Below are 25,454 nucleotides of genomic sequence, written 5' to 3' on the forward strand. Positions count from 1 at the left end.
GTGTCAGGACGGTAGTCGGGAGCCGACTACCGCCAAAGAGAGGTCGCGTTCGGTAACCCCTGCCACCGCCCCGCGCCGTGGGAGGCGATCCCGAACTGGTCGAGCACCCGGGCGACGATGTGGTCGACCATGTCGTCGAGGGTGGACGGGTGGTTGTAGAAGGTCAGCATCGGAGGAAGAATCACTGTGCCCATCCGGGACAGCGCCAGCATGTTGTCGAGGTGGATGTCGCTGACCGGGGTCTCACGGGGTACGAGTACGAGCTTGCGTCGTTCCTTGAGCGTCACGTCTGCGGCTCGTGCGACGAGGCCGTCGGCGTGCCCCGCCCTGATGGAGGCCAGGGTCTTCATGCTGCACGGGATGACGATCATCCCGTGTACGGGGAATGAGCCAGACGAGATCACGGCCCCTTGGTTGTCTGGAGAGTACGACACATCGGCGAGCGCGCTCACCTCACGTGCCGAGAGAGCGGTTTCGACCTTAAGGGTCGAGCGTGCCCACCTACTCATCACCAAGTGAGTTTCTACGCCCTCGTGGAGCCGCAGCTCCTCGAGCAGCCGCACGCCCAGCACCACTCCGGTAGCACCGGTGATAGCCACGACCAGTCTCATCGATCTTCACCTCGTTCTCTGCTGCCGCTGCTGATCCAAACGCCAGTTCAGGCAGGCGCGGAAACGGCAGAGCTCCTCGGTCTTCCAAGCTCCATAGCCGAGTTCGCTGGCAGTACCTTGACTCGATCTCCTCCTCACCGCCTGGAATCACCGGGCGACAAGCAGCAACCTGAATCGCGCCGTACGGCAAGCAGAGGGAAATACGAGACAAAGCCCGCCATTCCGCGCCGTTGTTCATTGCCCATGGCCACTGCCATCCCAGATAAGGACAATTCTTAAGCACATCTTCAGCCTGTCAACAGTGGGAGCCTCAAGGAGGCCTCGTCGGCAATTGGCTACCGCGCCTTCGTGCGACACATATCTGGATCTCAGCGCAGAACCCTGAGATTTTCCACCACTCAGCGTGTGCCTCAGGTGTGCTTCGCAACAGGTGGACGGTTCGCGAAACCTTCACAAACGAGAAACTGATCATTTTCCCACCCGGCTGAGCGGGTTCGGGCCGAGGGATTGGCAGGCAGCAGGCGGAGGCCTGCGGTGCAGCGGCTGGGTGACGTGGTTACGGTTGCCACCGGCAAGAACCGCTGAGGGGCGGGCCCTGGCCGCCGGCGATCAGGGCGTCCAACCGGGCCCGAGTTGAAGGGGCTGGCGGCCAGCCGCTTGGACGACTGCCCCATGGCATCGCGAGGCAGGGCCGGGCAACCAAGGGGCTGGGCGCACCAAGCAGGTCGCTGCAGCATTGGCGGGCGCACGGTGGAGCGTTACTAGAGCTTGGGATGCTCGGCGAGGCGAAGGAGAAAGTCCCGGACGATCGGCACCGCTCGGTATGCGATAAACCTCTCCTTGTATCGACGGACGACCGCGCCGGGCGGGTAGCAGTAGAGGGCAAGGACACGACTGGCAAGGTTGACAGCTGCCTCGATGTCCCCGACGGCGAGCTGCGCGTCGGTGACGAAACACAGGTCGCCAGCCGCGATAGGGAAGAGCCCTACTAGGGCGTCCTCTTCGACCAGAGGGGCGAACAGTTCCATCGCCTTCGTGGACTGCCCCAGGTGAAGCCAGGTGATTCCCTCACTGAAAGCCGCCCAGGCATTAACACTCCCCAGACGGTGACGGCGCGAGCTTTTTTCAACTGCTGGGAAGGGTGGGGTGATGTCGGCCAGTTCCAAAGCCCGGGCGGCAGCGCCGACATCATTGAGGCGGGCGTGGGCACGGGCCTCAAGAAATGCAGCCATGGCGTGATGCGGTCGGGAACCCTGGGTCATTTCCCGTATAGCGTTGACCAATGGTAATACGTCTCCAGGAGCGCCGACGATGAGGTGACCGTAGGCCACGCCTCCCATATAGGTGGCCGCCGCCAAAGGCACCCCGGCTGCCGTGGCGGAGCGCGCCGCCATGAGGAAGTACCGTTCGGCCCGGGCGACCTCCCCAAGACTCAGACTGATCGCCCCGCACAGGCCTGCGTTGCGGGAAGCGAGGAGGAGTAACTCGGTCCCGGCCTCCTGGTCGTAGGCGTGATCAGACAGGAACCGGGTGAGGGTGTGAAGGAATCCGCTTGCAGTAGGGAAGATCGTTGCCGGACTCGCTTCCAAGAACACGCTTGCAAACTCTTCCAAACACCCGCAAGCCCAGGTTATGACGCCGGGGCTGATGGGCTTCCCATCAGGAGATGAAAGCGACAGTTGGCAAGTCATGGCCTTCTGCCACTGCTCGACAAGGGCGTGTACGGTGGGGCCCGCGACCGTAGGATACTCGGAGAACAGGCGAGTATCAGCAAGCCACGTTGCGCTGCGCAGTGCGTCGATGGCCCCTTGGAGAGTCCACGGCTGGTTGATCAGCGCGTAGTCGCCGATGACCAGGTGAAGCCAATGCGGCCATCCCAGTTGCTCTGTGTCCCGCCAGCTCACACCCAGCAGGTCAGCCAGAGCCCTCTGGGTGTTGCGGTCCGGGGGAGTCCCACTGTTCTCCCAGGCCGCGACCTTTGACCGACTGTCCCCCATTTGCCCGAAGCCCAGCTCCTGGTGCCGACGTGCTATGCGCCTCGCAAAGGAGCTCTGCGTATCGCCGAGCGAGGCGCGGACCAATTTCAGCGGATGCGGCATGGAGGTGACGCAAACCCCTCTGTGAACGTATGCGGCCAAGGCCGCCGACCAGCTCCGACATTAGTGATCATTACACGCTGGCCCTAGCAGTCAGTTGTGCCGATGGACATCGGATGGACACCCGCCGCCATTGAAGTGCGGCCACGTTCACGGTGTGCTGGGGACCGCGGCACGTTCCGTCGTGCGCGAGGTTTCGCCAGCCGCTAGCAGTTGCCACGGTCAACCGCACCCGTCCGGACGTGGGGCAGGGAGGACACTGATGACCAGTCAGCTTGATGCTTTGGTGGCCGCCTACAGTCATCGCGCGAGGCAATCGCCCATCTGCCAACGCATCGACTCATACAGCCAGCTAAGGCGGATCGGCAGCCTCGTCGGTCTCTCGGTGCTCGATCTCGGCTGCAGTACGGCGGCACACGCCCGGTGTTTCCGTATCGTCGGCGCCGGGCGCCCCGCGGGTTTGGACTCCTCCCCGACGTGCGATGCCGCGACGCGGTGGATGGTTCGTCGCGATGATGCTCGGTCCTGGACTTCACTGCGCAGCCAGCCAGTACCTGGGTTACAAGATGGACCCGACCACAGACCGGCCAAGTAAAGAGGAAGCCCAGCCCATCTGAGAGAGCGAACGGGCGGACAGGTAGTCGGCGCGGACGCCCATCTGGTCGTCCGACACCAATGAGTGGGCGTTGCGCGAGACCGGCTTCAGTGAGATCACATGAGTCCGGCTGAAGGACTCCTGGAAGAGCCGGGTACACCGGGGCCCCTTCTGGATGAACTGCGTTCCCTTCCCGCAAATGCGATCATTGCCATCACGCAGGTCCGGACACCACCTCCCACAATGGACACCGCTGAAAGGATTCCGCGTCATGGAATTCGTAGCACGGCCCTGTACTCGCGGAAGCCACAGCGTACTCAAGCACGCCGAGCATACGCTGATCGGGATCCGTCCCTGGAACAGCCACTACAGGCCCCGCACTGTCGAAGGCCTGGTGGAGTGGGCCTGTGGGAAATTCGCCGCAGCGGACGTCTCTATCCCCGTAGACGAGGCCGTGCACATCCTGACTACGACCGGAGTCCCGCGCCGGGAGGCGGTCCGCCGAGCCGAGCGCACCATCGGCAAACTGCGTACGCCCGCCCTGCGTGCGTTACACCGCACGGGCGGTCCCAACCCCAAACGCCGGTTCCATACTTGTACCCAGTTGGCCGACTGCCCTGACTACCAGCCTCTGCTGGAGCTGGCACAGCACGCCTACATGACCGCTGAAGCCGTCCGCCATGCTTGTCGCCTGACGGTACGTGGTGTGATGCTGGCCGCCGTCGGCATCGAACCCACAGAAAATCAGGTTGCCCAGGCCGTCGGCTACGTGATTACCGAACTGCCCTTGGTCCTCGACGCACCGTCGATCCTCGAAGTGCAATCCTCTCTCTTCGTCTTTCACTGTGAGATGGGCTTTCTGGAACCCCTCCTCGCCGGCAAGGTCGCCCGGCTCCACCCCGACTCCGGTCAGGGGTACGCGGTGATACAACCAGGCGAACGCGACTCTGCGGTGGGGCACCTCCTTTGGCAGCAAGACGGAGACCCACGCTACGATCCACCAACTAACCAAGGCACCTCTTGTCGACGGGTGTTGGCCGAATGCAGGAAGAATCGGCAAGTGCGGCGACAGGCCTTGAACCCCCGTAAGCACTCTTTTGATTTACCCAACTTGCGTCGCCGTCTCCGGACTCAGGCGTTCCAGTGACCAGGCATCCAGGCCAAGGGGGATCCTCCGCCCGGGGTGAGGCTCGGGACCGACGCACGGTAGCGCGCACGCGGTGCCGACTTCTCCGTTGCCCCGGATGTACGCCGCCTATCAGTCACCAGTGGGAAATTTCCTGGTGGCCAGCCATTCGCGGCGCAAGTAAGCACGGACTGCGTCCCGCTCCGTGTCAGTGCATCCCTCCTCAAGCCCCGGAGGGATGTTGCCTGTCAAACTGGTGCCATGGCAGTGATCGTGGCGAACGAGTTGGTCGGCCACATCTGATACATCCGTGCGTAGCTCAACGCCCGGTTCTGGAAGCTGGCGAGAGATCTCCTGGTAGGGGCGGGGCAGGTAGGCGCCCTGCTCATGGCATAGCGCGAGCGCGTCTAGGACAACCCCCGTTTCCAGAAGGTCGTCTCGGCGCTCGAGCGCCATGCTGTGTGCCTGGTGGTTCACCAGGTCACGTCGGCCAGCAACATACGCGGCCGCAAGCCTGTCGCGATCCGAAATATACATGAATAAGAGGGTAGGAATGAGTTCAGCGATACAGACCAGATGCTCCCCATATATGGACCGCGCTTCCGGACTCGGCCTCCAGCCGGGCCACGGCTCGGCCGCAGATGCTCGATGTGCGCTCATGTCAACGACGCTACCCATCCGGCAGCGACAGTGGCAGCGGGTCCGGACTCTCTTTCGTTAGCCGATCCCACCCTCTTAGGCCTTAGTCCAGTTTGATACCCCCTCCCGCTCCAGTAGGTACGCCCCGCCAGCTTGACATCACTCGCCCTTACGCGCTTGGCGAAGTTGCCAACGCAAGCCAACTGTCCGAACATCCTGCGGGCGCTCCTGCACGCATACACATCGTTGCCACCTGAGATTCAGCAGGCCACACGTGCACTTGGCACCTGGCTAACCCGCTTGCCGTCCTCGATGAACGGACGCGCCGCAGTGTCGATGAGGTCGAAGTCCTCGGCGACCTGACCGACCGATCGGTCACCTCGCCGACACAACTCGGCGGTCTTGTTCATACTCCCCCCTGACGGACACCCTCGGGAATCGAGGTCCTCATTTTGAATGTCGGTCAAACCGAATGTAGCCCACCGCATGAGAAATCAGCAGGAACTGCCATACACGGACGGGTGCCTCTCGATCACCTCCTGTGGGGATACACTCGTCAATAGGAGTCAGTGCGAAGTCCCATATGGCTCCGAGTAGATTTCCACCTATCTCCGTTCCAGGACTCATCAGTCCTGGGGATGGGACAGCGGATGACATCTTCGCGATCAGTCCGTCACCCTCTGGCTCTCGTGCGGCAGCAAGCCGGGCATACTCACGGGAGCTACGCTCGCCTCGTCGCCCAGGCCCACGCTGCCCTGGGCCTTGGTCACATGGCTGCACGTCGAGAGAAGGTCGCGCGCTGGGAGTCCGGTCGAGTGGTTCCTGAGCTCACCGCTCAGTTCGCTATCGCACACATTCATGGCATACCTCAAGAAGAAGTGTTACGCCGAGGGTGGCCGGACTGGATCCACCTGGCTACCGGCCATTCGACACTCTTGATGTCCCCATGGACAGCTGAAGAGTCATTGAATGCCCTTAACCACATCGCTTCGACTGCCACCATATACCCCCAACAAGAATCTCTCATCATTTCGGATTTCGATGGCCTGCAAGACATCGTCACCTCCTGGTCAAATGCATCCGCATCAAGCAGGGTGTTCCCTTCGGGAAAAAGTCGGCGTGTCGAGGCTGCAACAATGGAACACCTCAAGAAGCTACATATCGCCACGGAGCACGTCTACGTGACCTTCGGTCCGCACATAGCGAGCCAACTGGCCGACACTTATCTGGAACTGGTCTCCGCCCTATGCCTCGAGACACGTTACGGCGCACCCGCAGCAGCGCAGCTCTGCGCGGCAGCTAGCGACGCAGCAACCCTCTGTGGTTGGATCGCCTTCGAGCGTGGCAATCAGGCCCGGGCCCAAGCCTGCTATCTGACCGCACTGCGCACGGCCTCCATCGCTGAAGATCCCGAGCGTGAAATATACGCTTTAATTATGTTGGCAAAGCAGCAGATCGAGCTCTCAGATCCACTCAATTCGGTGCCGCTACTTGATGCCGCGAGGCGTGTCATCAGGTCAGATATCAACGTTCGAGTTGAGGCACTCCTCGAATCCACCTCAGCCACCGCTTCAGCATTCCTAGGGGAGAGAACATCTTTCGACCGTTACACCGATGCCGCGTTTACAGCCTTTGCTACTGGTTCCAACGATGACGCCCCCATCTTCACGGAATGGCTCACCGAGGACCAGCTGGCTCTGATGGCGGGCGCAGGCGCCGCGGAACTTGGCCAGGCAGAGAGAGCCTTGGATTGGCTGGAGCCAGTGCTGGGCCCAGCCGGTGCGGCCCCCCGGGTTCCACCCAGAGAGGCTGCTTTCCACCTGTCCTCGGCCGGCCGAGCGTACCTCGCACTCGGAGCCACCGATGAGGCTGTCAGCTGCACGGACAGTATGGTGTCATTCCTCGCCGATAGGCCGTCCTGCGGGATACAAGCAGAGTTCGTACGTCTGAGGACGAGCCTCATCGACCACAGACACATCCCTGCCGCCCTAGATCGGCTGGAGAGGCTGGGCAATCTTGCGCCTTTCCGAAAGTCCTGACCAAAGCGTTGGCGAAGCCGAGCCGAAGGCGTGCGCCAAGTCGGTTCCCCACTGTTCTCTGTGAGCTCCCGCCAGTACGACGACGGCAGTACGTGCGGCACCCATGACCAAGCCGAAGGTCTCCTAGCTCGACGCCTCGGCCCGTGTACCAGTCAGCCGACCACGATCAGATCGCGGGTGAGGGTGGTCAGCAGGCGGTTGCCGGTGGACTCGACCACGAAGGGATCCTCGACGTGCGCGGCACCGAAACCAAACTCGTAGTACGGAGTCTCAATGTTGACCACCGTGCCCTGCTCGAGCTCATCCGTACACCCGGAGCGGAGCAGCACCGGGTCGTGCACCTCAACACCGATGCCGTGGCCTACATGGCTGCGGCGGTAATCGGGAACCCCCGCAGCGCGAACAGCGTCCACGGTCAACGTGCACAGCTCTTCCCCGGTCATCCCGGCACGAGCCTGGTCAATGGCAGCCTGTTCACCGGCGAGCATCGCCGAGTAGAGGTACGCCATGCGCGGGTCAGGGTCACCAAGGGTGCATACTCGAGCAATATCGGACCAGTAGCCATCGACAACCACTCCGACGTTGAACCACACCGCCTGCCCCTTACTCAGCATGGCGCCGGTCGGCCGTCGCCGACCGGCGACGGCGTTGCTGCCGATCCGGATGAGCGTAAACTTCGATGCCCCGCCCTGAGCGGCCACCGACCGGTTGAACTCACGCACCAGCTCCCGCTCGGTGACTCCTTCTCCCATGATGGCGATGGTGGCGCGAATGGCGTTCTCGGCCACAGCGGCCGCGGCAACGACGCGCTTGAGCTCGACAGGGGTCTTCACCTTGCGCACACTGCGTAGGTGAGCCGCGCCGGCCACGATCTCCCAGCCGGCTAGCTGCTGAGTCAAGGCATCCAAGAAGGCGGCAGGCACGCCCTCTTCGTCGACGGCAACACGCCCGCCCCACGGGCAGGCCGACTTCACCGCGTAGACAAGCGCAGGGAGCGCCTCGTCGAAGCGGGTGTCGTCGTTGACCTGCTGCAGAAGAGGCGCGTCATGCAGCAGCGCGTCCGCAGGGCTCTCGCGGTAGAACGGGCCGTAGCCGATCGCCTCGGCGATGGGCTCATCTGCATCAAGAAACTGGTCGACCTCGGACCTGTCGCACACAAAGACGGAACCTGCGGTGGTGTTCTGTGACAGGACCGCGAAAGCCCGCCCGGAGTGCGGGAACATTCCCAGGTGGACACTGTCGATGCCAGTGAGATATGTGAGGTTCTCGGCCGTCGTGCTGACGATCGCATCCAGCTCGAATTCTGCCATGCGGCGCCGCAAGCGCTCATGATTTACACGCACGTTCATTTCCGGTAACTTGCTCCGTGGGCTGGCTATGCGAACTTTCCAGGAAAGGTCATGCAGAAGACTCGGGTGACCATGAGGGAGAGCTCCTAGCTTCCTTGCGGTGTTTCGACGGATACGCCGAGTCCGGCTGGACAGTGGATCGCAGGCCCCGCACGGCTCCCATGTCCACCCGCCCCCAACGGCTATGAGACCCCGGCTGCAGCCTCGGACCTGTATCCCACCCGCGGGCATACAGGTCGGACACCAACAGGTCAATATCGATCGCATCCAGCCGAGCCAACCGAAACAGGGAGACCAGATCTGCGGGGCCGAGCGGGGGACACTGCCCCCTTCCCCAACCCCGTACTGCGGCGCAACTGTCAGGCATCCCCGCCGCAAGCCGTTGCTGGGCATGCCAGGCGATTGGGCGGCGTAGCAGGATTTCGGTGAATCCGCGAGGGCCCCGCGCCAGGGGGCACCGGGTCGTCGCCGCCGATCCCGGTATACCCGGGACGTTCTGCGGGCATTGGGGAGTGCTTGCGGCAGGGGAACGTTGCCATCCACGGCGGTGTACACCTTGAGGCCCCGCGCAACACGCTACCGAGCAGTTGTGGCACGGCGATCGCGGCGTCGAGACCGGCATCGCCATCGAGGGCGATCGGCGCGAGATCCATACCAAACCCCACCGCTTCTCCGTTCGGGAACGTTTCATTAAACCTGATTCACGCCGTGATCGGCGAATTTGAATCCCTGTCAACTGTGGGGACTCATTCGTGCAGATGCATCCAGTGATTACGTTTCCGAGATTCACACACCACCACGCCAACGGCCGCTGAAGCACGTCCAGTTCATCAATATGCACCACCCGGCAGAGGCGATTTCAGATGCCATCAGTAGGTTAGGCTGCCAGCACAGCAACGAGTGCCGGTCAGGGTGTCACATTGCCGCCTGGCGGCGAAGTGAGGGGTGCCACAATGTCGGATGTGACGCGCGTCACATGGGGTCAAGGCTGCGAGCAAGCCGGAGAAGCGGGTCCCGGCTATTTGATCTTGGACTCTTCGCCGGGTGCGATCCCTCGCCTCCAGGACGAGGATCGGAAGGTCTACGGCTGGATTTCCGCGACTGCAGGCTCCGAAGTCGGAGAAATCGCTGCGGGCACCGGACTGCAGCAGCAAGAAGTCGAGAAGTCGCTTGGCCGACTGATTCAACTGCGATTGGCACGCACCGACCCGGCTTCACCCTTCACCTACTTCGCAATGGCACCTGAAACGGCTCGCGTCGAGATATTGGGGCCATTGCAGCGTGAAATCGACCGGCGGCAGTTTGTCGTAGACCGCACACGAGCCGTCTTGCACGAGCTCGCCGATGTGTATCAAGCAGGAGTGGCAAGCTACGCGGGACCTGCGCCAGTAGAAGTCATTGCCTCGCCACCCCAGGCTGCCGAACTGACCATGGAGTTGGCCGCTTCCTGCCGCTCGGAGATCCTGTGCAGCCAACCCGATGCGGCCGCTGCTGTCGCATCCCTATATTTTCGAGCGGACGGCAAGTCTCTACTGAGCCCCGAGGTCCGGGTGCGCACGCTTCTCACACACACAGCGCGCTTTCGTCGAGAACTCATCGAGCACATGCGGGCCCAAACACAGCGAAACGTTTCATACCGCACACGCAGCGACGGCTTCATGCCGCTTACGGTCTTCGACGGACAGGTGGCAGTCTTCTCTCATCACGTGCACTCCGGCGGCATCGTGCTGGTGCGGGACCCTGCCGTTGTGGCCTTCGCCGTCTCCGCTTTCGAGAGGGCGTGGAATCGGGGAATCGAGTTCTGCACCTCGTACGACCCCGGCGTGGTGGACGAGCTCTCCGAGAGCACTAAGCGCACCATCTTGCATCTCATGGTGCAGGGCGTTGAGGACCGGCTGATCGCTAGGCGGCTGAACATGTCACTGCGCTCCTGTCAGCGGCACATAGAGGTCATCATGCGACGCCTGGGGGCCAAGAACCGCATGCATGCGGGGTTCCTCGTCAGCGAGCGTGGCCTGCTGCGCGAGCAAGAGGAGCCGATGGAGCCGGGTTGCCGTTGACGATACCGAAGCGGCAAGGCCAGCAGCCGCCTGCCCGAGACGCTCGGGAACGATGGTCACAGTGGTGTCAGTGCAGGCATGCGGAGTCCTGTCCTCCCCGGCACCATGTGCGCCACCTTCGCAAGGAAGTTCCGTCGCGCGCTCTGGGCGATCACGCCGACGAGGGTGGCGCTGTTGATGTTCGGCCATGATTGGTGGCAAGTGGTCCAGGCAGTCTCCGTGTTGGGGGGGGTATCCCCTCATCCAGGCGGTGGCGATCCCTTGAGCCCGCCACGGATTACGAAGCATCATTGGTTCCGGCAGCCGCGATCGAGGTTGTGAGCTGGGGTTCAACCAAGGGCGGCGACCGATGCCGGTACGTGCCCGACGACAGCCTGGCAAGCCGCTGGCCACTGTGTCCGGCGAAGGCCTGCAGTCACGACCAGTCCGCCCCGATGCCGGAAGCATTCCGGACGGGCACTGCCGGGCCGTCACGTTGAGTAGTCACTCGACGAGCTGATATACCGTCAACCAAGTCAGCACCGGGTCAACGCCAGTGCTGTAACGGGCCGTCACCGGCTGGCAGAATCCATCAAGGTTGACTGCTCCATTCATCAGATCTGACATGAGGAACGCCGGTCAGCGCCCCACCACCTGTTACCGAAGGAGCCCCGCATGAAAATGCTGATCAACGTGCCCGAGACCGTGGTCGCCGACGCGCTGCGCGGGATGGCCGCCGTGCATCCCGAGCTGACGGTCGACGTCGAGCGGCGGGTCGTCGTGCGGCGGGACGCGCCCGTGGCCGGGAAGGTGGGGCTGGTGTCCGGTGGGGGGTCCGGGCACGAGCCGTTGCACGCGGGGTTCGTGGGGGTGGGGATGCTCGACGCCGCGTGCCCCGGGGAGGTCTTCACCTCGCCCGTGCCCGATCAGATGGTGCGCGCCGCCGCGGCCGTGGACAGCGGTGAGGGCGTGCTGTTCATCGTGAAGAACTACACGGGCGACGTCCTCAACTTCACCATGGCCGCCGAGCTCGCCGAGGACGAGGGCGTCCAGGTGGCCAGCGTGCTGGTGAACGACGACGTCGCCGTGACGGACAGCCTGTACACCGCCGGGCGGCGCGGCACCGGCGCCACGCTGTTCGTGGAGAAGATCGCGGGCGCGGCGGCGGAGCAGGGCGCACCGCTGGAACGGGTGGAGGCGATCGCGCGCCGGGTGAACGAGTCGTCGCGGAGCTTCGGGGTCGCCCTCACCGCCTGTGCCACCCCGGCCAAGGGCGGGCCGACCTTCGACCTGCCCGAGGGGGAGCTGGAGCTGGGCGTGGGCATCCACGGCGAGCCCGGGCGGGAACGGCGGGCGATGATGACGTCCGGGGAGATCGCGGACTTCGCGGTGGACGCGGTGCTGGAGGACCTCCGGCCGGCCGGCCCCGTGCTGGTCCTCGTCAACGGCGCGGGCGGCACACCGCTGCTGGAGCTCTACGGTTTCTGCGCCGAGGTGCACCGGGTGCTGCGCGAGCGCGGGGTGCCGGTGGCGCGGACGCTCGTCGGGAACTACGTGACGTCGCTGGACATGGCCGGCGCGTCGGTGACCCTCTGTCAGGTCGACGACGAGCTGCTGCGGCTGTACGACGCACCCGTACGGACGCCCGCGCTGCGCTGGGGCATGTGAGCGGCGCCCGCCCCCGTCACGCGCCGGGCTCGGCCCCGTACCAGACGGTCGTGACGTTGCAGAACTCGCGGATCCCGTGCCCCGACAGCTCCCGCCCGTAGCCCGAGCGCTTCACGCCGCCGAAGGGCAGGGCGGGGTGGGAGGCGGTCATGCCGTTGAAGAAGACGCCGCCCGCCTCCATGTCCCGGACGAACCGCCGCTGTTCCTCCTCGTCGCGCGTCCAGACGTTGGAACTCAGCCCGAACGGGGAGTCGTTGGCCACGGCGATCGCCTCGTCGACGCCGTCCACGCGGTACAGCGTGGCCACCGGCCCGAAGGCCTCCTCGCGGTGGATGCGCATCTCGGGGGTGACCCCGGCGAGGACGGTCGGCTCGTAGTACCAGCCGTGTTCCCGGCCTGCGGGCCTGCGGCCGCCGCACAGGGCCGTGGCGCCGCGCCGCAGCGCGTCGTCGACGAGCTCCTCGAGGTCGGCGCGGCCCCGCTCGGTGGCGAGGGGGCCGACGTCGGTCGACCCGTCCATGGGGTCGCCGACGGTCAGGCCCTCCATCAGGGCGGTGAAGCGCTCGGCGAAGGCGTCGTAGACGTCGGTGTGGACGATGAAGCGCTTGGCGGCGATGCAGGACTGGCCGTTGTTCTGGACGCGGGCGGTCACGGCCGTGCGCACGGCGCGGGCGAGGTCGGCGGACGGCAGGACGACGTACGGGTCGCTGCCGCCGAGCTCCAGGACGGTCTTCTTGACCTCGTCCCCGGCGACGGCGGCCACCGCGCGGCCGGCCGGTTCACTGCCGGTGAGGGTCGCGGCGGCGACCCTCGGATCGCGCAGGACCGCCTCGACGGCGCCCGAGCCGATCAGCAGGGTCTGGAAGCACCCCTCGGGGAATCCGGCGCGCAGGAAGAGGTCCTCCAGGTAGAGGGCGGTCTGCGGCACGTTCGAGGCGTGCTTGAGCAGCCCGACGTTGCCCGCCATCAGGGCGGGGGCGGCGAACCGGACGACCTGCCAGAGCGGGAAGTTCCAGGGCATGACGGCGAGGACCACGCCGAGCGGGCGGTAGTGGACGCGGGCGACGGACGCCCCGGCGTCGCGCGCCTCGGCCTCGGGCGGCGTCTCGTCGGCCAGCAGGGCCTCGGCGTTCCCGGCGTACCAGCGCATCGCCTTCGCGCACTTCGCGGCCTCCGCGCGGGCGGCGGCCAGCGGCTTGCCCATCTCGGTCGTCATGGTGCGGGCGATGTCGTCGCGGTCGTCGTCGAGGAGCTCGGCCGCGTGCCGCAGCAGCCGGGACCGTTCGGCGAAACCGGTCGTGCGGTAGGCGCGGAAGGCGGCGTCGGCGGTGGCCAGGCGCCGTTCGACGTCCTCGGGACCCAGCTCGGCGAAGGTCTTGAGGGTCTCGCCGGTCGCGGGGTTCACCGTTGCGATGGGCATGCCTCGACTCTGCGGCGCTCCGCCCGGCCGCGCAAGGCGTACACGCGCCAGGCGGGGCCCCGCGCCCCGTTCGGAGGCGGGTGATACAGGTGACCGCGGGCGATACATGTGACCGCCGGAGATATGGGTGACCGCGGGCGATACAGGTGACGGCGGTGTGGCGGAACGTTCCGCCACACCGCCGTCGTCCTCCCCTCCCCGCTATCTCGGCGGCTGGTCGGTGGCCTCGTCCGTGGCTCTGGACGGGCCCGGCAGCCGGGCGGGGTCGTGCTGCCGGAGGGCGTCGACGGCGTCGTTCGCCGGGCCCGTGGCCTCCCGGCCGGACGCCGGGGCGGTGGCGGCCTGGGATCCGGGCGGGACCGCGGGCGCCACGGGGACCACGGGCGCCGACGCCCGTTTGACGACGGTCTTGCCCACGACCGGCCCCTCCACCACCGGCGCGCCGGACGGCACCGGCAGTCCCGGCAGCATGCCGCCGCGCTGGAGCAGGGCCACCGAGGTGGCCGAGGCGAGCCCGAAGGCGAGGCAGACCAGCCAGGGCACCCACCACAGGCCGGTGCGCCCGCCGAAGTCCATGGCCCGGCCGACCACGGCGTTGCCCGCGGTGGCCGCGAGGCCGGAGAAGACGTAGAAGAGCCCGAAGTACGTACCGGTCAGGCTCTCCCGCCCGAACATCGGCACCATCTCCAGCACGGTCGGGTGGGCGACCATGATGCCGAAGAAGAGCATGACCGAGCCGACCACCATGACGGTCATCCGCGCCACCGCCTCACTCGTGCCGGCCGGGCTCTCACCACCGCAGACGAGCAGCGGTGGCAGGAAACTGAGGCCCATCACGACCAGGCCCGAACTGACCCACCGGGTACCGCCCCCGTTGCGCTGGAGCGCTCTGGTGATCCGCAGCTGGAACAGCATGTTGGCGAGGGCGCCGGCGGCCAGCAGCACCCCGGCCGAGCCCTTCCAGCCCGAGGCGCTGAGGGCTCCCTCGGGCAGGAGGAGGTAGAGCTGGTTCTCCATCGTGAACATGCCGATGGTGGAGAAGGAGAACAGCAGGAACCGGCGGTTGCAGAAGGCCTCGCGCCAGTCGCCGAGGACGGTGGCGGAGGGGCCGCGCGGTGGCTCCCCCTTTGTGGGCAGGACCAGCGCCTGGGCGACCGTCAGCGCCCCGAAGATCGCCGCCGCCACCACGGCGCACAACCGGAAGTCGGTCAGGAACAGCACGCTCCCCAGCAGCAGCCCCATCAGTGAGCCGATGGTGGCGTAGACGTTGAGGAGCGCGAACGACTCGGCCTTGCGTTCGCCCGATTCGAAGGCGACGTAGGTGCGTACGGCCGGGTAGAACAGCGCGGCCGCCAGCCCGGTGAGCACGGAGGCGCCGAGCAGCAGCGGCAGCGAGTTGCCGAAGGCGAAGAGGGCGAAGCCCACGGTGCGCAGGGCACAGCCGGTGATGATCACCACGCGTGGCCCCAGCCGGTCGGTGGCGGAGCCACCGAGGATGAACAGGCCCTGCTGGCTGAGATTCCGCGCCCCGAGCACCAGCCCGATGAGCGCGGCCGACATTCCCAGGCCCTGCTCCAGATATGCCGCGAGAAACGGCATCAGGAGGTAGAAGCCAATGTCGATCCCAAACTGATTGAGCAATAGCAATCGCAATGCGAGTGGAAACTCGCGCGTCGCCCGAATGTTTCTCATGCGCGTTCCTGAATCCAGCCCGGGCAGGCCGAGACACCCTGAACCACAGGTGCGCCAAGCTCCGGGGGTTTGACCGTGCGTCAAGCGGCAGGGACGGCGACCGAGGCTGCGTTTGGGACTTCTTCCTGATCAGAGGCCTGATCAAGGGTCAGCGCACCCCGGCGTCCAGATCGTTGGCTCGCTTTTCCGTTCACAGGAACGGTCGCACTCGCTGACGGTGAGAGGGTGGTCGATCATATGCTTTTGCGATGCATCCTCACTGACCCCCGACTGCTCTCGGAAGAATGAGCAGAGGACACTTTAGCAAAGCAAACCCTTTCCCAACAGTGCGCGCGTACGAGCCCGGACGGCTCCGGAGCCAAAGGATCCGCAGGGAATTGCTACCGGTTTTTTCTTCGAGCGCTGGAACGAGGGTGCTGGCGAACTGACCTACGATCACACCGGCTGGAAAGCCCGGTAATCCCTCCGTCAGGACCGGGCGCGCATCAGCCGCGCCACCCCTGACGGAGCGTCAACAAGTGGGTTGACGGGCTGTCAGCCCTCGCCCAACTCCTCGCCGCACCCCGCGAACCACGTCGGCGCGCCCTTCGCGGCCAGCTTGATCCGTGCGACCGCGAACGGCTCCATCGGCGGCAGCGCGTCCACCGCGAACCAGCCGACCTCCAGCGACTCGTCGTCGTTGACGCGGGCCTCTCCACCCACCGCGCGGGCCAGGAAACAGATGTCCATGAACTGGCATTCGTCCCCATTGGGGTAGACGACCCGCTCCAGGGCCTCGACCAGCAGCACCCGCTCCGGCACGCAGTGGACCGAGGTCTCCTCGAACACCTCGCGCACGATCGCGGCGGCCGGCTGCTCCCCCGGCTCGGGGATCCCCCCGATGATCGACCACTTCCCGGTGTCGGAGCGCAGCCCGAGCAGCACACGGCCCTCGTCGTCGAGGACGACCGCGCTCGATCCGGGCATCCACAACAGCCGGTCACCGATGAGGGACCGGAGCTCTCGGATGAAATCGGGGGTGGGCATGCGCCGAGCCTAGCCAACGGCCACCCGGCCGCACCGCCCGGTCCCGAAGGCGCGCACCGCCCGGTCCCGGGGCGCACACCGCAGACGTCCCGGAGGCGCGCACCGCAGGCTCGTACGCCGGGGTGCTCGAAATCGTACGCGCGCCCCGTCAGGCGTGCGCGGAGCGGCCGCCGAGCATCCGGAGCCGGTCGCGGATCACGCGCACGGCGGCCTCGGCGTCATCGACGGTGACCGTGTACATACGGCCGTCCCCGAGCCGGACGACGAAGCCCTCGCCGCGCCGGACGACCACGCCCGTGCCCTTCTCCGGGCGCCAGCGATAGCCCCAGCCGCCCCACTGGCGCGGGGTGACGCGCGGATCGAAGTCCGCGCCGACCACATGGGTCAGCGGAATGCGGGTGCGCGGTACGCCGATGTGACCGCAGCGGATCTCCAGGGTGTCCTTGTCGACCCGCACGGCCACGTGCACGAAGGCGATGGTGCCGTACAGCATCAGCAGGCCCGCCGCCACACAGCCGACGACGGCCATCACCAGGGGGGCGAGCCCGGACGTCCACGCGCTGTCGACGGCAAGCTCGACACCGAGCGCCAGGCACGCGGCGCCCACGGCGGCCAGCAGCCACTGGACACGGTTGGTCGCGCGCCCCGTCCAGACGGCGGGCGCCTCCGGCCGCTCGTCGTCACCGGGGCGCGACGCGCTCCCCTGCTCCCGCGGGTCCTCGGAGTGGTCCCTCATACCGGGCAGCCTACTCACGTTCCGCCACCGCGGCAGGGGTGCGCGCGGACGCACCGCGACCGGGCCGTGCAGCGGGACGTAACGGACGGGTCAGGAGCGCGCGGCGCTCACGGCACCGAGCGAACGGCCCTCGGCGTAGCCGAGCGAAGCCGCCCCCAGCTCCCCCTCGCGGCCGGTGAGCAGCACGGTCACCCGGCCCGTGGGCGCGGCGCCGGGGTCGGGCTCGGTACCGGCGCGGCGCAGCGCCTGGGTGGCGACGGCCGTGGCGGAGCCGTACAGCTCCACCGGCCGGGCGCCGGGCGCCTGGATCTCTGCGACGGCGGCGCGGATGCGCTCGGCGACCAGCTCGTAGTGGGTGCAGCCCAGGACCAGGCCGCGCACATCGGCCGGCGTGTTGGCGGCGGCGGCGCGCACCGCGGCGGCGATGGCGTCCGCGTCGGCGTGCTCCACGGCGTCGGCGAGGCCGGGGCAGGGCACCTCGGTGACCTCGACCCCGGCGGCGAAATCGCGGATCAGCCCGCGCTGGTAGGGGCTGCCGGTGGTGGCGGGGGTGGCCCAGATGGCGACGGGTCCGCCGTCGGCCGCCGCCGGCTTGATCGCCGGGACGGTCCCGATGACGGGGAGGCCCGGCTCCAGCTCGGCGCGTATGGCCTCCAGCGCGTGGACCGAGGCCGTGTTGCAGGCCACGATCAGCGCGTCGGGCCGGTGCGCGGCGGCCGCGCGGGCGCAGGCCAGGGCGTGCTGGGTGAGGTCCTCGGGGGTGCGGGGGCCCCACGGCATGCTGGCCGGGTCGGAGGAGAGGACCAGATCGGCGTCGGGGCGCAGCCGGCGCACGGCGGCGGCCGCTGCCAGCAGGCCGTTTCCGGAGTCGATGAGCGCGATCTTCACCCGGTCACTTTAATCGATGTGCCCGTCGTGACGGCCCGGGCTGCGGCAGACTGCGACGGTGAGCGCGCTGACGTGGATCACTGCGGCCTCCCTGGCCGCATGGGCCTGGCTGCTGCTGGGGCAGGGGTTCTTCTGGCGTACGGACGTCGGGCTGCCGCCCCGGACCCCGCCCGAGGACTGGCCCGCGGTCGCCGTGGTCGTGCCCGCCCGGGACGAGGCGGAGGTGCTGCCCACGAGCCTGCCGTCGCTGCTCGCGCAGGACTATCCGGGGCCGCTGGAGATCTTCCTCGTCGACGACGGGAGCACCGACGGCACGGGCGAGCTGGCCCGGGCCCTGGCCGGGGAGCGCGGCGGGCCGCCGCTGACCGTGTCCTCGCCCGGGGAGCCCGCCCCCGGCTGGACGGGGAAGCTGTGGGCCGTGCGGCACGGCATGGCGCTCGCCCTGGACCGTACCGGCGCCGAGTACCTGCTGCTCACGGACGCGGACATCGCCCACGCCCCGGACAGCCTGCGGGAGCTGGTGGCGGCGGCCCGGAGCGGGGAGCTGGACCTGGTGTCGCAGATGGCCCGGCTGCGGGTCGCCACGTTCTGGGAGCGGATGGTCGTCCCGGCCTTCGTGTACTTCTTCGCCCAGCTGTACCCCTTCCGGTGGGTCAACCGGCCCGGCGGACGGACGGCCGCGGCGGCCGGCGGCTGTGTGCTGCTGCGCCGCGAGGCCGCGCTGCGGGCCGGGGTGCCGGAGAGCATCCGGCAGGCGGTGATCGACGACGTGGCGCTGGCGCGGGCGGTGCGGCGCTCGGGCGGCCGGATCTGGCTGGGGCTGGCGGACCGGGTCGAGAGCGTGCGGCCGTATCCGGGCCTGGGGCCGCTGTGGCGGATGGTCTCGCGCAGCGCCTACGCCCAGCTGCTCCACAGCCCGCCGCTGCTGGCGGCCACGGTCGCCGGGCTGGCGGTGGTGTACCTCGCGCCGCCGGTGGCCGTCGTGGCGGGCGCGCTGAGCGGCGCCGTCGTACCGCTGGTGTGCGGGGCGCTGGCGTGGGCGGTGATGGCGGGGACGTACGCGCCGATGCTGCGCCACTACCGGCAGCCCCTGTGGCTCGCCCCGCTGCTGCCGGTCACGGGGCTGCTGTACCTGCTGATGACGGTGGACTCGGCGGTGCAGCATCACCGGGGGCGGGGCGCGGCCTGGAAGGGGCGGACGTACGCCCGCCCGGAGGCCGCGCCCTGAGCCGTATCCGGGGCCGGGGTCATTTGCGGCCGGGTGTCCAGTTCAGGCCCCAGTCGTAGGCGCGGTCCAGGGTGCGCTGGGGGCTGACGCCCCGGTCGGGCACGAGGTAGCGGGCCTCGCGCTGGACGACGAGCTCGCCGCCGCTGTTGGTGATCAGGACGAGGGCGCAGACGTTGGAGGCGACGACGCACTCGTCGAGCGAGAACTCGATCGGCGCCCCGTGCTGCGGCTGGAGGGTGACGGTGGCGTGGAGGCCGGCGAAACTGGTGGCGCCCTCGTAGATCGTGACGAAGACGAGGACGCGCCGGAAGGCGGCCGTGTGATCGAGGTTGACGGTCAGGTTCTCCCCGGATTCCACCGCGCCGGTCCGGTCGTCGCCGTCGAGGTGGATGTACGGGGGCCGGTGGAGCGAGCCGAAGGAGTTGCCGAGGGCCTGCACCACGCCCTTGGTGCCGTCGGCGAGCTCGAAGAGGGCGCCCAGGTCGAGGTCGATACCGGGCTGGAGCGCCAGGCCCAGCCGCTGTCCCCAGGTCCTGGTCTGTTGCCGTATCGACCAGTTGAGGTTGACCCGCAGCACGCCGGACGTGCCGCCCTGTTTGGCGAGGGAGACCCTCGGGGCGTCCTTGGTGAGCGTGACCTTGGTCAGCCGCACGGTCCGGTCGGGAACCGGTGCGGGGGCGGGCACCGGCGCGGGCGCCGGCACAGGAGCGGGCGCGGGACCGGTGGAAGGGGCGGGCGCCGGGGCCGGGGGGACCGGGGCCGCCGGCCGGTCGACGGTGATGCCGTAGTCGGTCGCCAGGCCCTCCAGGCCGCTGCTGTAGCCCTGCCCCACCGCGCGGAACTTCCACTCGCCCTGCCGCCGGTAGAGCTCGCCCAGCACGAAGGCGGTCTCGACGGTGGCGTCCCGGCTCTCGAAGCGCGCCAGCTCCGTGCCGGCCGCCGCGTCCAGGACGCGGATGCCCAGTCCCGGCACCCGCCCGAAGGCGCCGCCGTCGGCGGAGGCGGCGAGCACGACTGTCTCGACGGCGGGTTCCAGGGCGGCGAGATCGACGGTGAGGGTGTCGGTCACCGTCCCGTCCGCCGTGCGCTTGCCGTCGTGGCGCACGGCGCCCGAGGGATGGACCGGCTGGTTGTAGAAGACGAGGTCCGCGTCCGAGCGGACCCGGCCCGCCGAGAGGAGCAGCGCGGAGGCGTCGGCGTCGGGCACCCCCGGCCCCGTACGCCAGCGCAGCTCGATCCGTACCACCTGCGAAGGTATCCGGACATTGGCGCCTTTGAGCATTTCCATCCTCAACCCCTCCGAAATGACCCGGCTCTTTACGCGATCCCAACGTACCTTGACGACCGATTTCCCCAGGTTCGATGGGATTGGTAAAGCGGCCCTGTTCCGGGCCCCGCAAACAACCCCCGTACCCGTCTCCCCAACCGGCACAGCATGGGCTTAACTTATGGGCTATGACCTCCCCCCGCAGCACCTACGGCGGTGGCTACTACGCCTCGTCGTCCTTCCCGGACACCCCCATCTACGACAGCCTCGTCGCCGAGCGGGGCACCCCGCAGATCGCGCCGATCCGGGTGTCCTCCCCGTACGACTTCGGTGCCGGCCCCGCCCCCGCCCCGGCCCAGAGCAACCTGCCCGCACTGCCGGCCCTGCCCTCCGGCCCCTCCTCCCACCAGGCGCCCCCGGCGGGTTACGCCGCGCCGGCCCCGCAGTACGGCGGCCAGCCCGCCGGCATGGGCCAGCCGATGCAGGCCCCGGGCCCCGGCCTCCAGCAGACGCCCGCCCCGTACATCCCGCAGCAGGCCAACACGCCGCGCGCCGGCTACGCGGGTCCGGCGCCGCTGCAGACGCAGCAGCGCCCGGGTGCCGCGTCCGCGAGCCCGGCCGGTTTCGACGCGATGCGCCCGGTGGCGCCCCGCCCGGCGCAGGCGCAGTACGAGGACCCGTACGGCGGCGGCCGCCCGTACCCGGAGCAGCGGGGATACTGACCCGCGGCCCGGCGCGGGCCCACCGGGGGCGGCCAACTGTCATATCCGGCTGGCAAAATGGCCGCATGCCCCGTTCCGTGCTGTCCTCGGTCCATTTCTACCCGGTGAAGTCGATGGCGGGGTGTGCTCCCGGCGAGGCGGCCGTGGAGCCTTGGGGGCTCGCCGGGGACCGCAGATGGATGGTGGTGGATCCGGAGCACCGGATGATCACCCAACGGCAGGAGCCGCGGCTCGCGTTGGCCGCGGCCGAGCCGCTGCCGGGCGGCGGGGTGCGGCTGACCGCCCCCGGCGCCGAGCCCCTGGAGGTGGCCGTGCCCGCTCCGGCCGACGGGCCGGGCGGCACGGTCGTCGCGGAGATCTTCCGGGACAAGGTGGAGGCGGTGCCCGCGGGCGGGGCCGCCGAGGCATGGCTGACGGCCTTCCTGGGCACCGGCGCCCGGCTCGTCCACATGGACGACCCGGCCCGCCGCCGCCCGGTCGACCCCGACTACGCGCGGCCCGGCGAGACGGTCAGCTTCGCCGACGGCTATCCACTGCTGGTCGCCACGACCGCCTCGCTGCGGGAGCTCAACTCCCTGATCGCCCGGGGCGACCGCGCCGACGAGGGGCCGCTTCCCATGGACCGCTTCCGGCCCAACGTGGTCGTCGACGGCACGGCTCCCTGGGCGGAGGACGAGTGGCGGCGGGTGCGCGTCGGCGAGGTGACCTTCCGCGCGGTCAAGCCCTGTGCCCGCTGTGTCGTGACCACCACCGATCAGCGCACGGCCGAGCGCGGCAAGGAACCCCTGCGCACCCTGGCCCGGCACCACCGGATCGACGGCAAGGCCGTGTTCGGCAGGAACCTGATACCCGAGCACACGGGGACCGTCCGGGTCGGCGATCCGGTCGAAATCCTCGCCTGAGCCCTTCTCACCCCGCCTGTCCCGCCCCGTCCGTCCTGTCCAGCTCGTCCGGCTCGTCCTTCGTCGTCCCGTCTTCCGTCAACGTGCCGCCGCGAACGGCAGCCGCGAGGGGTGATTTTCCGCCCTCCGCCGCCTTCCTCCGCATGCGGTGCCCGGTGTGAGGTATTTACGGACGCGTAAGGGGGTGAACACCATACGCGCGACGCTTTCCTTCTGGCTGTCCCTGTGGCGCCGGCGGCGCAGTCCGCTGCGGCGCCGGAGCGATGTCGTCGAGGCCTGGGCAGGGGTGGCCGCCGTGGTGCTGACGCTGCTCGTGGGGCCGGCCCTGGGCTGGACGGCGGGCTCCCTGGCCCACGAGGCGCTCCGGGAGACCGTCCGGGACCAGCACCTCCACCGCCATCTGGTGACCGCCACCGCCCTGGCCCCTGTCTCCGGGAGCACCGACGGCCACGAGGCCGGTGCGGGGCGGGAGGCCGGTGCGGGGCGGGAGGCCGGTGCGGGGCGCGACGGTGGTGCCGGGCGCGACGGCTACCGGCGCGTCCTCGCCCGCTGGCGGGGTCCGGACGGCCTGGAGCGCACGGGCCTGGTGGCCGTCCGTCAGTACGCGCGGCCCGGCGAGCCCTTCCCGCTGTGGACCGACGACCGCGGCGCCGCCGTGAGCCGTCCCATGGACGGCGCGGCCGCCGCCGTCCACGCGGTGCTCGCGGGCCTGGGAGCGGCGGGCGCCGCCGCCGGCCTGGTCGAGGGGGCGCGCAGGATGGTGGTCTGGCGGCTCGCGCGCCGCCGGTACGCCGAGTGGGACCAGGCATGGGAGCGCGCCGGGCACACCTGGGGGCGGGCCGACGCGGGAAGCTGACGAGGGTCCCGGACAGCCAACTCCCGTGCTCCGCGCGCGCTACGGTGGTGCGGCCGGTACTCCTCCGTCCCGGATGCACACACACGCTTACGTGGGGGCACAGCAGCACCATGGCACAGGGTTCGAGCACGGGATCGGTCCAGGTGACGCACACGGGCACGTCGCGCTGGCGGCGGCGTACGGGCGAGTACGACTCCCTGGCCTCCGCCCTGGAGGCGGCGGCCGACGGCGATGTGCTGTCCGTCGCGCCCGGAACATACCGGGAGAATCTGATCGTCTCCCGGCCCGTCACCCTGCGGGGCGGCGAGGGCGGGCGGGGCACGGTGCGGATCGCCCCGACCGAGGGCGTCGCGGTGACCGTGCGCGCCTCGGCGACGCTGCGCGACCTGCTGATCGAGGGGCATGACGCGTCCGCGCCGGCACTGCTCGTCGAGGACGGCGCGCCGGAGCTCGCGGACCTGCGGGTGGTGACGCGCTCGGCGGCCGGCATCGAGGTGCGCGACGGCGCCCGGCCCACGGTGCGCCGCTGCACCGTCGACAATCCGGGGGGCGTCGGCATCAGCGTGCTGGACGGCGCGACCGGGCTCTTCGAGGACTGCGAGGTGGTGGCGGCGGGCCAGTCGGGCGTCACGGTGCGCGGCGGCGCCGCGCCGCGCCTGGAGCGCTGCCGGGTGCACCACACCCGGGGGGCGGGCCTGTCGCTGACGGGCGAGGGCAGCACCCTGGAGGCCGTCGGCTGCGAGGTGTACGAGATCCAGGGGACGGGCGTCCAGCTGACCTCCCGGGCCACCGGGCTGCTGACGGACTGCCGGGTGCACCGCACGTCCGCCGACGGCGTGACCCTGGACACCGACGCCGTGCTGTCGCTGACCGACTGCGACATCCACGACGTCCCGGAGAACGCGATCGACCTGCGCTCCCGCTCGGTGTTGACGATGACGCGCTCGGCGGTGCGCCGCTTCGGACGCAACGGCCTGTCCGTGTGGGATCCGGGCACGCGCGTGGAGGCCGGGCAGTGCGAGATCCACGACAGCACGGGCGACTACCCGGCGGTGTGGGTGAGCGACGGCGCGGGCGCCGAGCTGGTCTCCTGCCGGGTGCACGACGTGCCGGACGCGCTGTTCGTCCTGGACCGGGAGTCCAGCGCGGACGTCACCGACAGCGATCTGGCGCGGGTGCGCGGCACGGCGGTCTCCGTGAGCGGCGGGGCGACCGCGCGGCTGGCCGACTGCCGGATCCGGGAGGCGACCACGGGCGTCTGGTTCCGGGGCCACGGCAGCGGGGGCACCCTGAGCGGCTGCGCCGTCGACGCGACGTCGACCGGCGTCATCGTCACCAAGGGCGCGGACCCGCTCGTCGAGCGCTGCACGGTCACCTCCCCGAGGGAGGCCGGCTTCTACGTCTCCGCCGAGGGGCGCGGCACCTTCGACGGCTGCCGGGTGACGGGCAGCGCCGGCTACGGCTTCCACGTCATCGACGGCTGCCGGTCGACGCTGACGGCGTGCCGCACCGAGCGGTGCGCGCGCGGCGGCTACGAGTTCGCCGAGGACGGCCCGGTCAGCCGGGGCTGCACCAGCGACGAGGACACCGTGCGGCACCGGGCCGCGGTGCCCGCCGTGGAGCGGGCGGCACGGCCGCCCGACCGGGGGGCGCCGGGGGTGCCGGCCCAGCGCTCCCCCGCCGCCGCCGACCCGCCGCCCGCCGGGGCCTCGCGCACGGCCGCGGCGGCGCTGGCCGAACTGGACGCGCTGGTGGGCCTGGAGAGCGTCAAGCGCGAGGTGCGGGCCCTGACGGACATGCTCGAGGTCGGGCGGCGGCGCCGGCTGGCCGGGCTGAAGGCGGCCTCCCCCCGCCGGCATCTGGTCTTCACCGGCTCGCCGGGCACCGGGAAGACCACCGTGGCCCGCCTCTACGGGGAGATCCTCGCCTCCCTCGGGGTGCTGGAGCGCGGCCATCTGGTGGAGGTGGCCCGGGTGGACCTGGTGGGCGAGCACATCGGCTCCACCGCGCTGCGCACCCAGGAGGCCTTCGACCGGGCGCGCGGCGGGGTGCTGTTCATCGACGAGGCGTACGCGCTGTGCCCCGAGGACTCCGGGCGGGACTTCGGCCGGGAGGCCATCGACACGCTGGTGAAGCTGATGGAGGACCACCGCGACGAGGTCGTGGTCATCGTCGCCGGGTACACCGCCGAGATGCAGCGCTTCCTGACCGTCAACCCCGGTGTGGCGTCCCGTTTCTCACGCACCATCACCTTCGGCGACTACGCGCCGGAGGAGCTGCTGCGCATCGTGCGGCAGCAGGCCGACGAGCACGAGTACCGGATCAGCGACGAGGCCGCCGAGGCGCTGCTGCGGTACTTCACCGACATCCCCAAGGGGCCGGCCTTCGGCAACGGCCGCACCGCCCGCCGCACCTTCGAGGCGATGGTCGAGCGGCACGCGGGCCGGGTGGCGCAGCTGGCCGCGCCCAGCAAGGACGACCTCACCCTCCTGTACGCGGGGGACCTGCCCGAATGAGGGCGAACCGGGTTGTGGGAAAAGGTGCGGGAAAAAGGG

At 68.9% G+C, this 25,454-nt stretch carries 20 protein-coding genes; 9 read left to right on the forward strand and 11 right to left on the reverse strand.

Annotated elements, in window-relative coordinates; all coding sequences use genetic code 11:
- Positions 1 to 26 precede the first annotated feature (26 nt).
- Together IE096_RS09660 and IE096_RS09665 are read right to left on the reverse strand one after the other, a co-directional pair.
- Positions 27 to 611 carry a UbiX family flavin prenyltransferase gene (locus tag IE096_RS09660; protein ID WP_189450626.1) on the reverse strand — a complete coding sequence of 195 codons (585 nt, stop codon included), beginning with the start codon at positions 609 to 611 and terminating at the stop codon, positions 27 to 29.
- Between the two features lie 761 nt (positions 612 to 1,372).
- Positions 1,373 to 2,710 carry a helix-turn-helix domain-containing protein gene (locus IE096_RS09665; RefSeq protein ID WP_189450627.1) on the reverse strand — a complete coding sequence of 446 codons (1,338 nt, stop codon included), beginning with the start codon at positions 2,708 to 2,710 and terminating at the stop codon, positions 1,373 to 1,375.
- Positions 2,711 to 3,573: 863 nt separating this feature from the next.
- On the opposite strand from IE096_RS09665, the gene IE096_RS09670 reads away from it, so the two are divergent.
- The gene (locus IE096_RS09670) at positions 3,574 to 4,449 is read left to right on the forward strand and encodes a tRNA-dependent cyclodipeptide synthase (RefSeq protein ID WP_189450629.1); all 876 of its coding nucleotides are present in this window, start codon (positions 3,574 to 3,576) and stop codon (positions 4,447 to 4,449) included.
- A gap of 111 nt (positions 4,450 to 4,560) precedes the next feature.
- Here the strand turns inward: IE096_RS09670 and IE096_RS09675 are convergent, their stop codons facing one another.
- Both IE096_RS09675 and IE096_RS09680 read right to left on the reverse strand, forming a co-directional pair.
- On the reverse strand, positions 4,561 to 4,965 hold the full coding sequence (locus IE096_RS09675; protein WP_189450631.1) for a hypothetical protein: 405 nt from the start codon (positions 4,963 to 4,965) through the stop codon (positions 4,561 to 4,563).
- 362 nt (positions 4,966 to 5,327) lie between these two features.
- Entirely contained in the window at positions 5,328 to 5,477 is a 150-nt protein-coding gene (locus IE096_RS09680) for a hypothetical protein (protein WP_189450633.1), read from the reverse strand.
- A 240-nt stretch (positions 5,478 to 5,717) separates the two neighbouring features.
- Between IE096_RS09680 and IE096_RS09685 the strand changes: the two genes are divergently transcribed.
- On the forward strand, positions 5,718 to 7,106 hold the full coding sequence (locus IE096_RS09685) for an NsdA family TPR-like regulatory protein (protein ID WP_506005071.1): 1,389 nt from the start codon (positions 5,718 to 5,720) through the stop codon (positions 7,104 to 7,106).
- A gap of 152 nt (positions 7,107 to 7,258) precedes the next feature.
- Here IE096_RS09685 and IE096_RS09690 read toward each other — a convergent pair whose 3' ends face one another.
- A complete protein-coding gene (locus IE096_RS09690; protein WP_229820079.1) occupies positions 7,259 to 8,455 on the reverse strand; it encodes a M24 family metallopeptidase in 1,197 nt (398 codons plus the stop codon).
- 962 nt (positions 8,456 to 9,417) lie between these two features.
- Here IE096_RS09690 and IE096_RS09695 point away from each other — a divergent pair.
- The gene (locus IE096_RS09695; RefSeq protein WP_189450641.1) at positions 9,418 to 10,515 is read left to right on the forward strand and encodes a LuxR C-terminal-related transcriptional regulator; all 1,098 of its coding nucleotides are present in this window, start codon (positions 9,418 to 9,420) and stop codon (positions 10,513 to 10,515) included.
- Positions 10,516 to 11,169: 654 nt separating this feature from the next.
- Complete coding sequence (gene dhaK / locus IE096_RS09700) at positions 11,170 to 12,162, forward strand: dihydroxyacetone kinase subunit DhaK (protein ID WP_189450643.1); 993 nt, start codon at positions 11,170 to 11,172, stop codon at positions 12,160 to 12,162.
- A 16-nt stretch (positions 12,163 to 12,178) separates the two neighbouring features.
- Here the strand turns inward: dhaK and IE096_RS09705 are convergent, their stop codons facing one another.
- From IE096_RS09705 to IE096_RS09725, 5 genes are all read right to left on the reverse strand, one after another.
- The gene (locus tag IE096_RS09705) at positions 12,179 to 13,582 is read right to left on the reverse strand and encodes an NADP-dependent succinic semialdehyde dehydrogenase (RefSeq protein WP_189450645.1); all 1,404 of its coding nucleotides are present in this window, start codon (positions 13,580 to 13,582) and stop codon (positions 12,179 to 12,181) included.
- Positions 13,583 to 13,783: 201 nt separating this feature from the next.
- Positions 13,784 to 15,274 (reverse strand): MFS transporter, encoded by a 1,491-nt coding sequence (locus IE096_RS09710; RefSeq protein WP_189450647.1) that lies wholly within the window; start codon positions 15,272 to 15,274, stop codon positions 13,784 to 13,786.
- A gap of 534 nt (positions 15,275 to 15,808) precedes the next feature.
- The gene (locus IE096_RS09715) at positions 15,809 to 16,300 is read right to left on the reverse strand and encodes an NUDIX hydrolase (RefSeq protein ID WP_189450649.1); all 492 of its coding nucleotides are present in this window, start codon (positions 16,298 to 16,300) and stop codon (positions 15,809 to 15,811) included.
- Between the two features lie 148 nt (positions 16,301 to 16,448).
- A complete protein-coding gene (locus tag IE096_RS09720) occupies positions 16,449 to 17,036 on the reverse strand; it encodes a hypothetical protein (protein WP_189450651.1) in 588 nt (195 codons plus the stop codon).
- Between the two features lie 90 nt (positions 17,037 to 17,126).
- Complete coding sequence (locus IE096_RS09725) at positions 17,127 to 17,924, reverse strand: glutamate racemase (RefSeq protein ID WP_189450653.1); 798 nt, start codon at positions 17,922 to 17,924, stop codon at positions 17,127 to 17,129.
- Between the two features lie 67 nt (positions 17,925 to 17,991).
- Here IE096_RS09725 and IE096_RS09730 point away from each other — a divergent pair, with 67 nt between their 5' ends.
- Entirely contained in the window at positions 17,992 to 19,152 is a 1,161-nt protein-coding gene (locus IE096_RS09730; protein ID WP_373298072.1) for a glycosyltransferase, read from the forward strand.
- Between the two features lie 19 nt (positions 19,153 to 19,171).
- On the opposite strand, the gene IE096_RS09735 is transcribed toward IE096_RS09730, so the two are convergent.
- Complete coding sequence (locus IE096_RS09735; protein WP_189450657.1) at positions 19,172 to 20,440, reverse strand: TerD family protein; 1,269 nt, start codon at positions 20,438 to 20,440, stop codon at positions 19,172 to 19,174.
- Positions 20,441 to 20,607: 167 nt separating this feature from the next.
- Between IE096_RS09735 and IE096_RS09740 the strand changes: the two genes are divergently transcribed.
- The 4 genes from IE096_RS09740 (at position 20,608) to IE096_RS09755 (ending at position 25,415) form a co-directional block, all read left to right on the forward strand.
- The gene (locus IE096_RS09740) at positions 20,608 to 21,141 is read left to right on the forward strand and encodes a DUF6643 family protein (protein ID WP_189450658.1); all 534 of its coding nucleotides are present in this window, start codon (positions 20,608 to 20,610) and stop codon (positions 21,139 to 21,141) included.
- Positions 21,142 to 21,206: 65 nt separating this feature from the next.
- Entirely contained in the window at positions 21,207 to 22,043 is an 837-nt protein-coding gene (locus IE096_RS09745) for an MOSC domain-containing protein (protein WP_189450660.1), read from the forward strand.
- 184 nt (positions 22,044 to 22,227) lie between these two features.
- Positions 22,228 to 22,899, forward strand: a complete 672-nt coding sequence (locus IE096_RS09750) for an Rv1733c family protein (protein ID WP_229820081.1) — start codon at positions 22,228 to 22,230, stop codon at positions 22,897 to 22,899.
- Positions 22,900 to 23,009: 110 nt separating this feature from the next.
- Entirely contained in the window at positions 23,010 to 25,415 is a 2,406-nt protein-coding gene (locus IE096_RS09755; RefSeq protein WP_189450662.1) for a right-handed parallel beta-helix repeat-containing protein, read from the forward strand.
- Positions 25,416 to 25,454: the final 39 nt, after the last annotated feature.

This window comes from Streptomyces abikoensis (assembly GCF_014648775.1).
In the GTDB taxonomy this organism is placed as follows: domain Bacteria; phylum Actinomycetota; class Actinomycetes; order Streptomycetales; family Streptomycetaceae; genus Streptomyces; species Streptomyces abikoensis.

Excerpts from the sequence above, each read along its gene's own strand:
- IE096_RS09710 (WP_189450647.1), bottom strand. The coding sequence starts at position 15,274 with ATGAGAAACATTCGGGCGACGCGCGAGTTTCCACTCGCATTGCGATTG.
- IE096_RS09665 (WP_189450627.1), bottom strand. The coding sequence starts at position 2,710 with ATGCCGCATCCGCTGAAATTGGTCCGCGCCTCGCTCGGCGATACGCAG.
- IE096_RS09675 (WP_189450631.1), bottom strand. The coding sequence starts at position 4,965 with ATGTATATTTCGGATCGCGACAGGCTTGCGGCCGCGTATGTTGCTGGC.
- IE096_RS09680 (WP_189450633.1), bottom strand. The coding sequence starts at position 5,477 with ATGAACAAGACCGCCGAGTTGTGTCGGCGAGGTGACCGATCGGTCGGT.
- IE096_RS09705 (WP_189450645.1), bottom strand. The coding sequence starts at position 13,582 with ATGCCCATCGCAACGGTGAACCCCGCGACCGGCGAGACCCTCAAGACC.
- IE096_RS09685 (WP_506005071.1), top strand. The coding sequence starts at position 5,718 with ATGACATCTTCGCGATCAGTCCGTCACCCTCTGGCTCTCGTGCGGCAG.
- dhaK (WP_189450643.1), top strand. The coding sequence starts at position 11,170 with ATGAAAATGCTGATCAACGTGCCCGAGACCGTGGTCGCCGACGCGCTG.
- IE096_RS09690 (WP_229820079.1), bottom strand. The coding sequence starts at position 8,455 with ATGAACGTGCGTGTAAATCATGAGCGCTTGCGGCGCCGCATGGCAGAA.
- IE096_RS09720 (WP_189450651.1), bottom strand. The coding sequence starts at position 17,036 with ATGAGGGACCACTCCGAGGACCCGCGGGAGCAGGGGAGCGCGTCGCGC.
- IE096_RS09660 (WP_189450626.1), bottom strand. The coding sequence starts at position 611 with ATGAGACTGGTCGTGGCTATCACCGGTGCTACCGGAGTGGTGCTGGGC.
- IE096_RS09745 (WP_189450660.1), top strand. The coding sequence starts at position 21,207 with ATGCCCCGTTCCGTGCTGTCCTCGGTCCATTTCTACCCGGTGAAGTCG.
- IE096_RS09740 (WP_189450658.1), top strand. The coding sequence starts at position 20,608 with ATGACCTCCCCCCGCAGCACCTACGGCGGTGGCTACTACGCCTCGTCG.
- IE096_RS09670 (WP_189450629.1), top strand. The coding sequence starts at position 3,574 with ATGGAATTCGTAGCACGGCCCTGTACTCGCGGAAGCCACAGCGTACTC.
- IE096_RS09735 (WP_189450657.1), bottom strand. The coding sequence starts at position 20,440 with ATGGAAATGCTCAAAGGCGCCAATGTCCGGATACCTTCGCAGGTGGTA.
- IE096_RS09755 (WP_189450662.1), top strand. The coding sequence starts at position 23,010 with ATGGCACAGGGTTCGAGCACGGGATCGGTCCAGGTGACGCACACGGGC.
- IE096_RS09715 (WP_189450649.1), bottom strand. The coding sequence starts at position 16,300 with ATGCCCACCCCCGATTTCATCCGAGAGCTCCGGTCCCTCATCGGTGAC.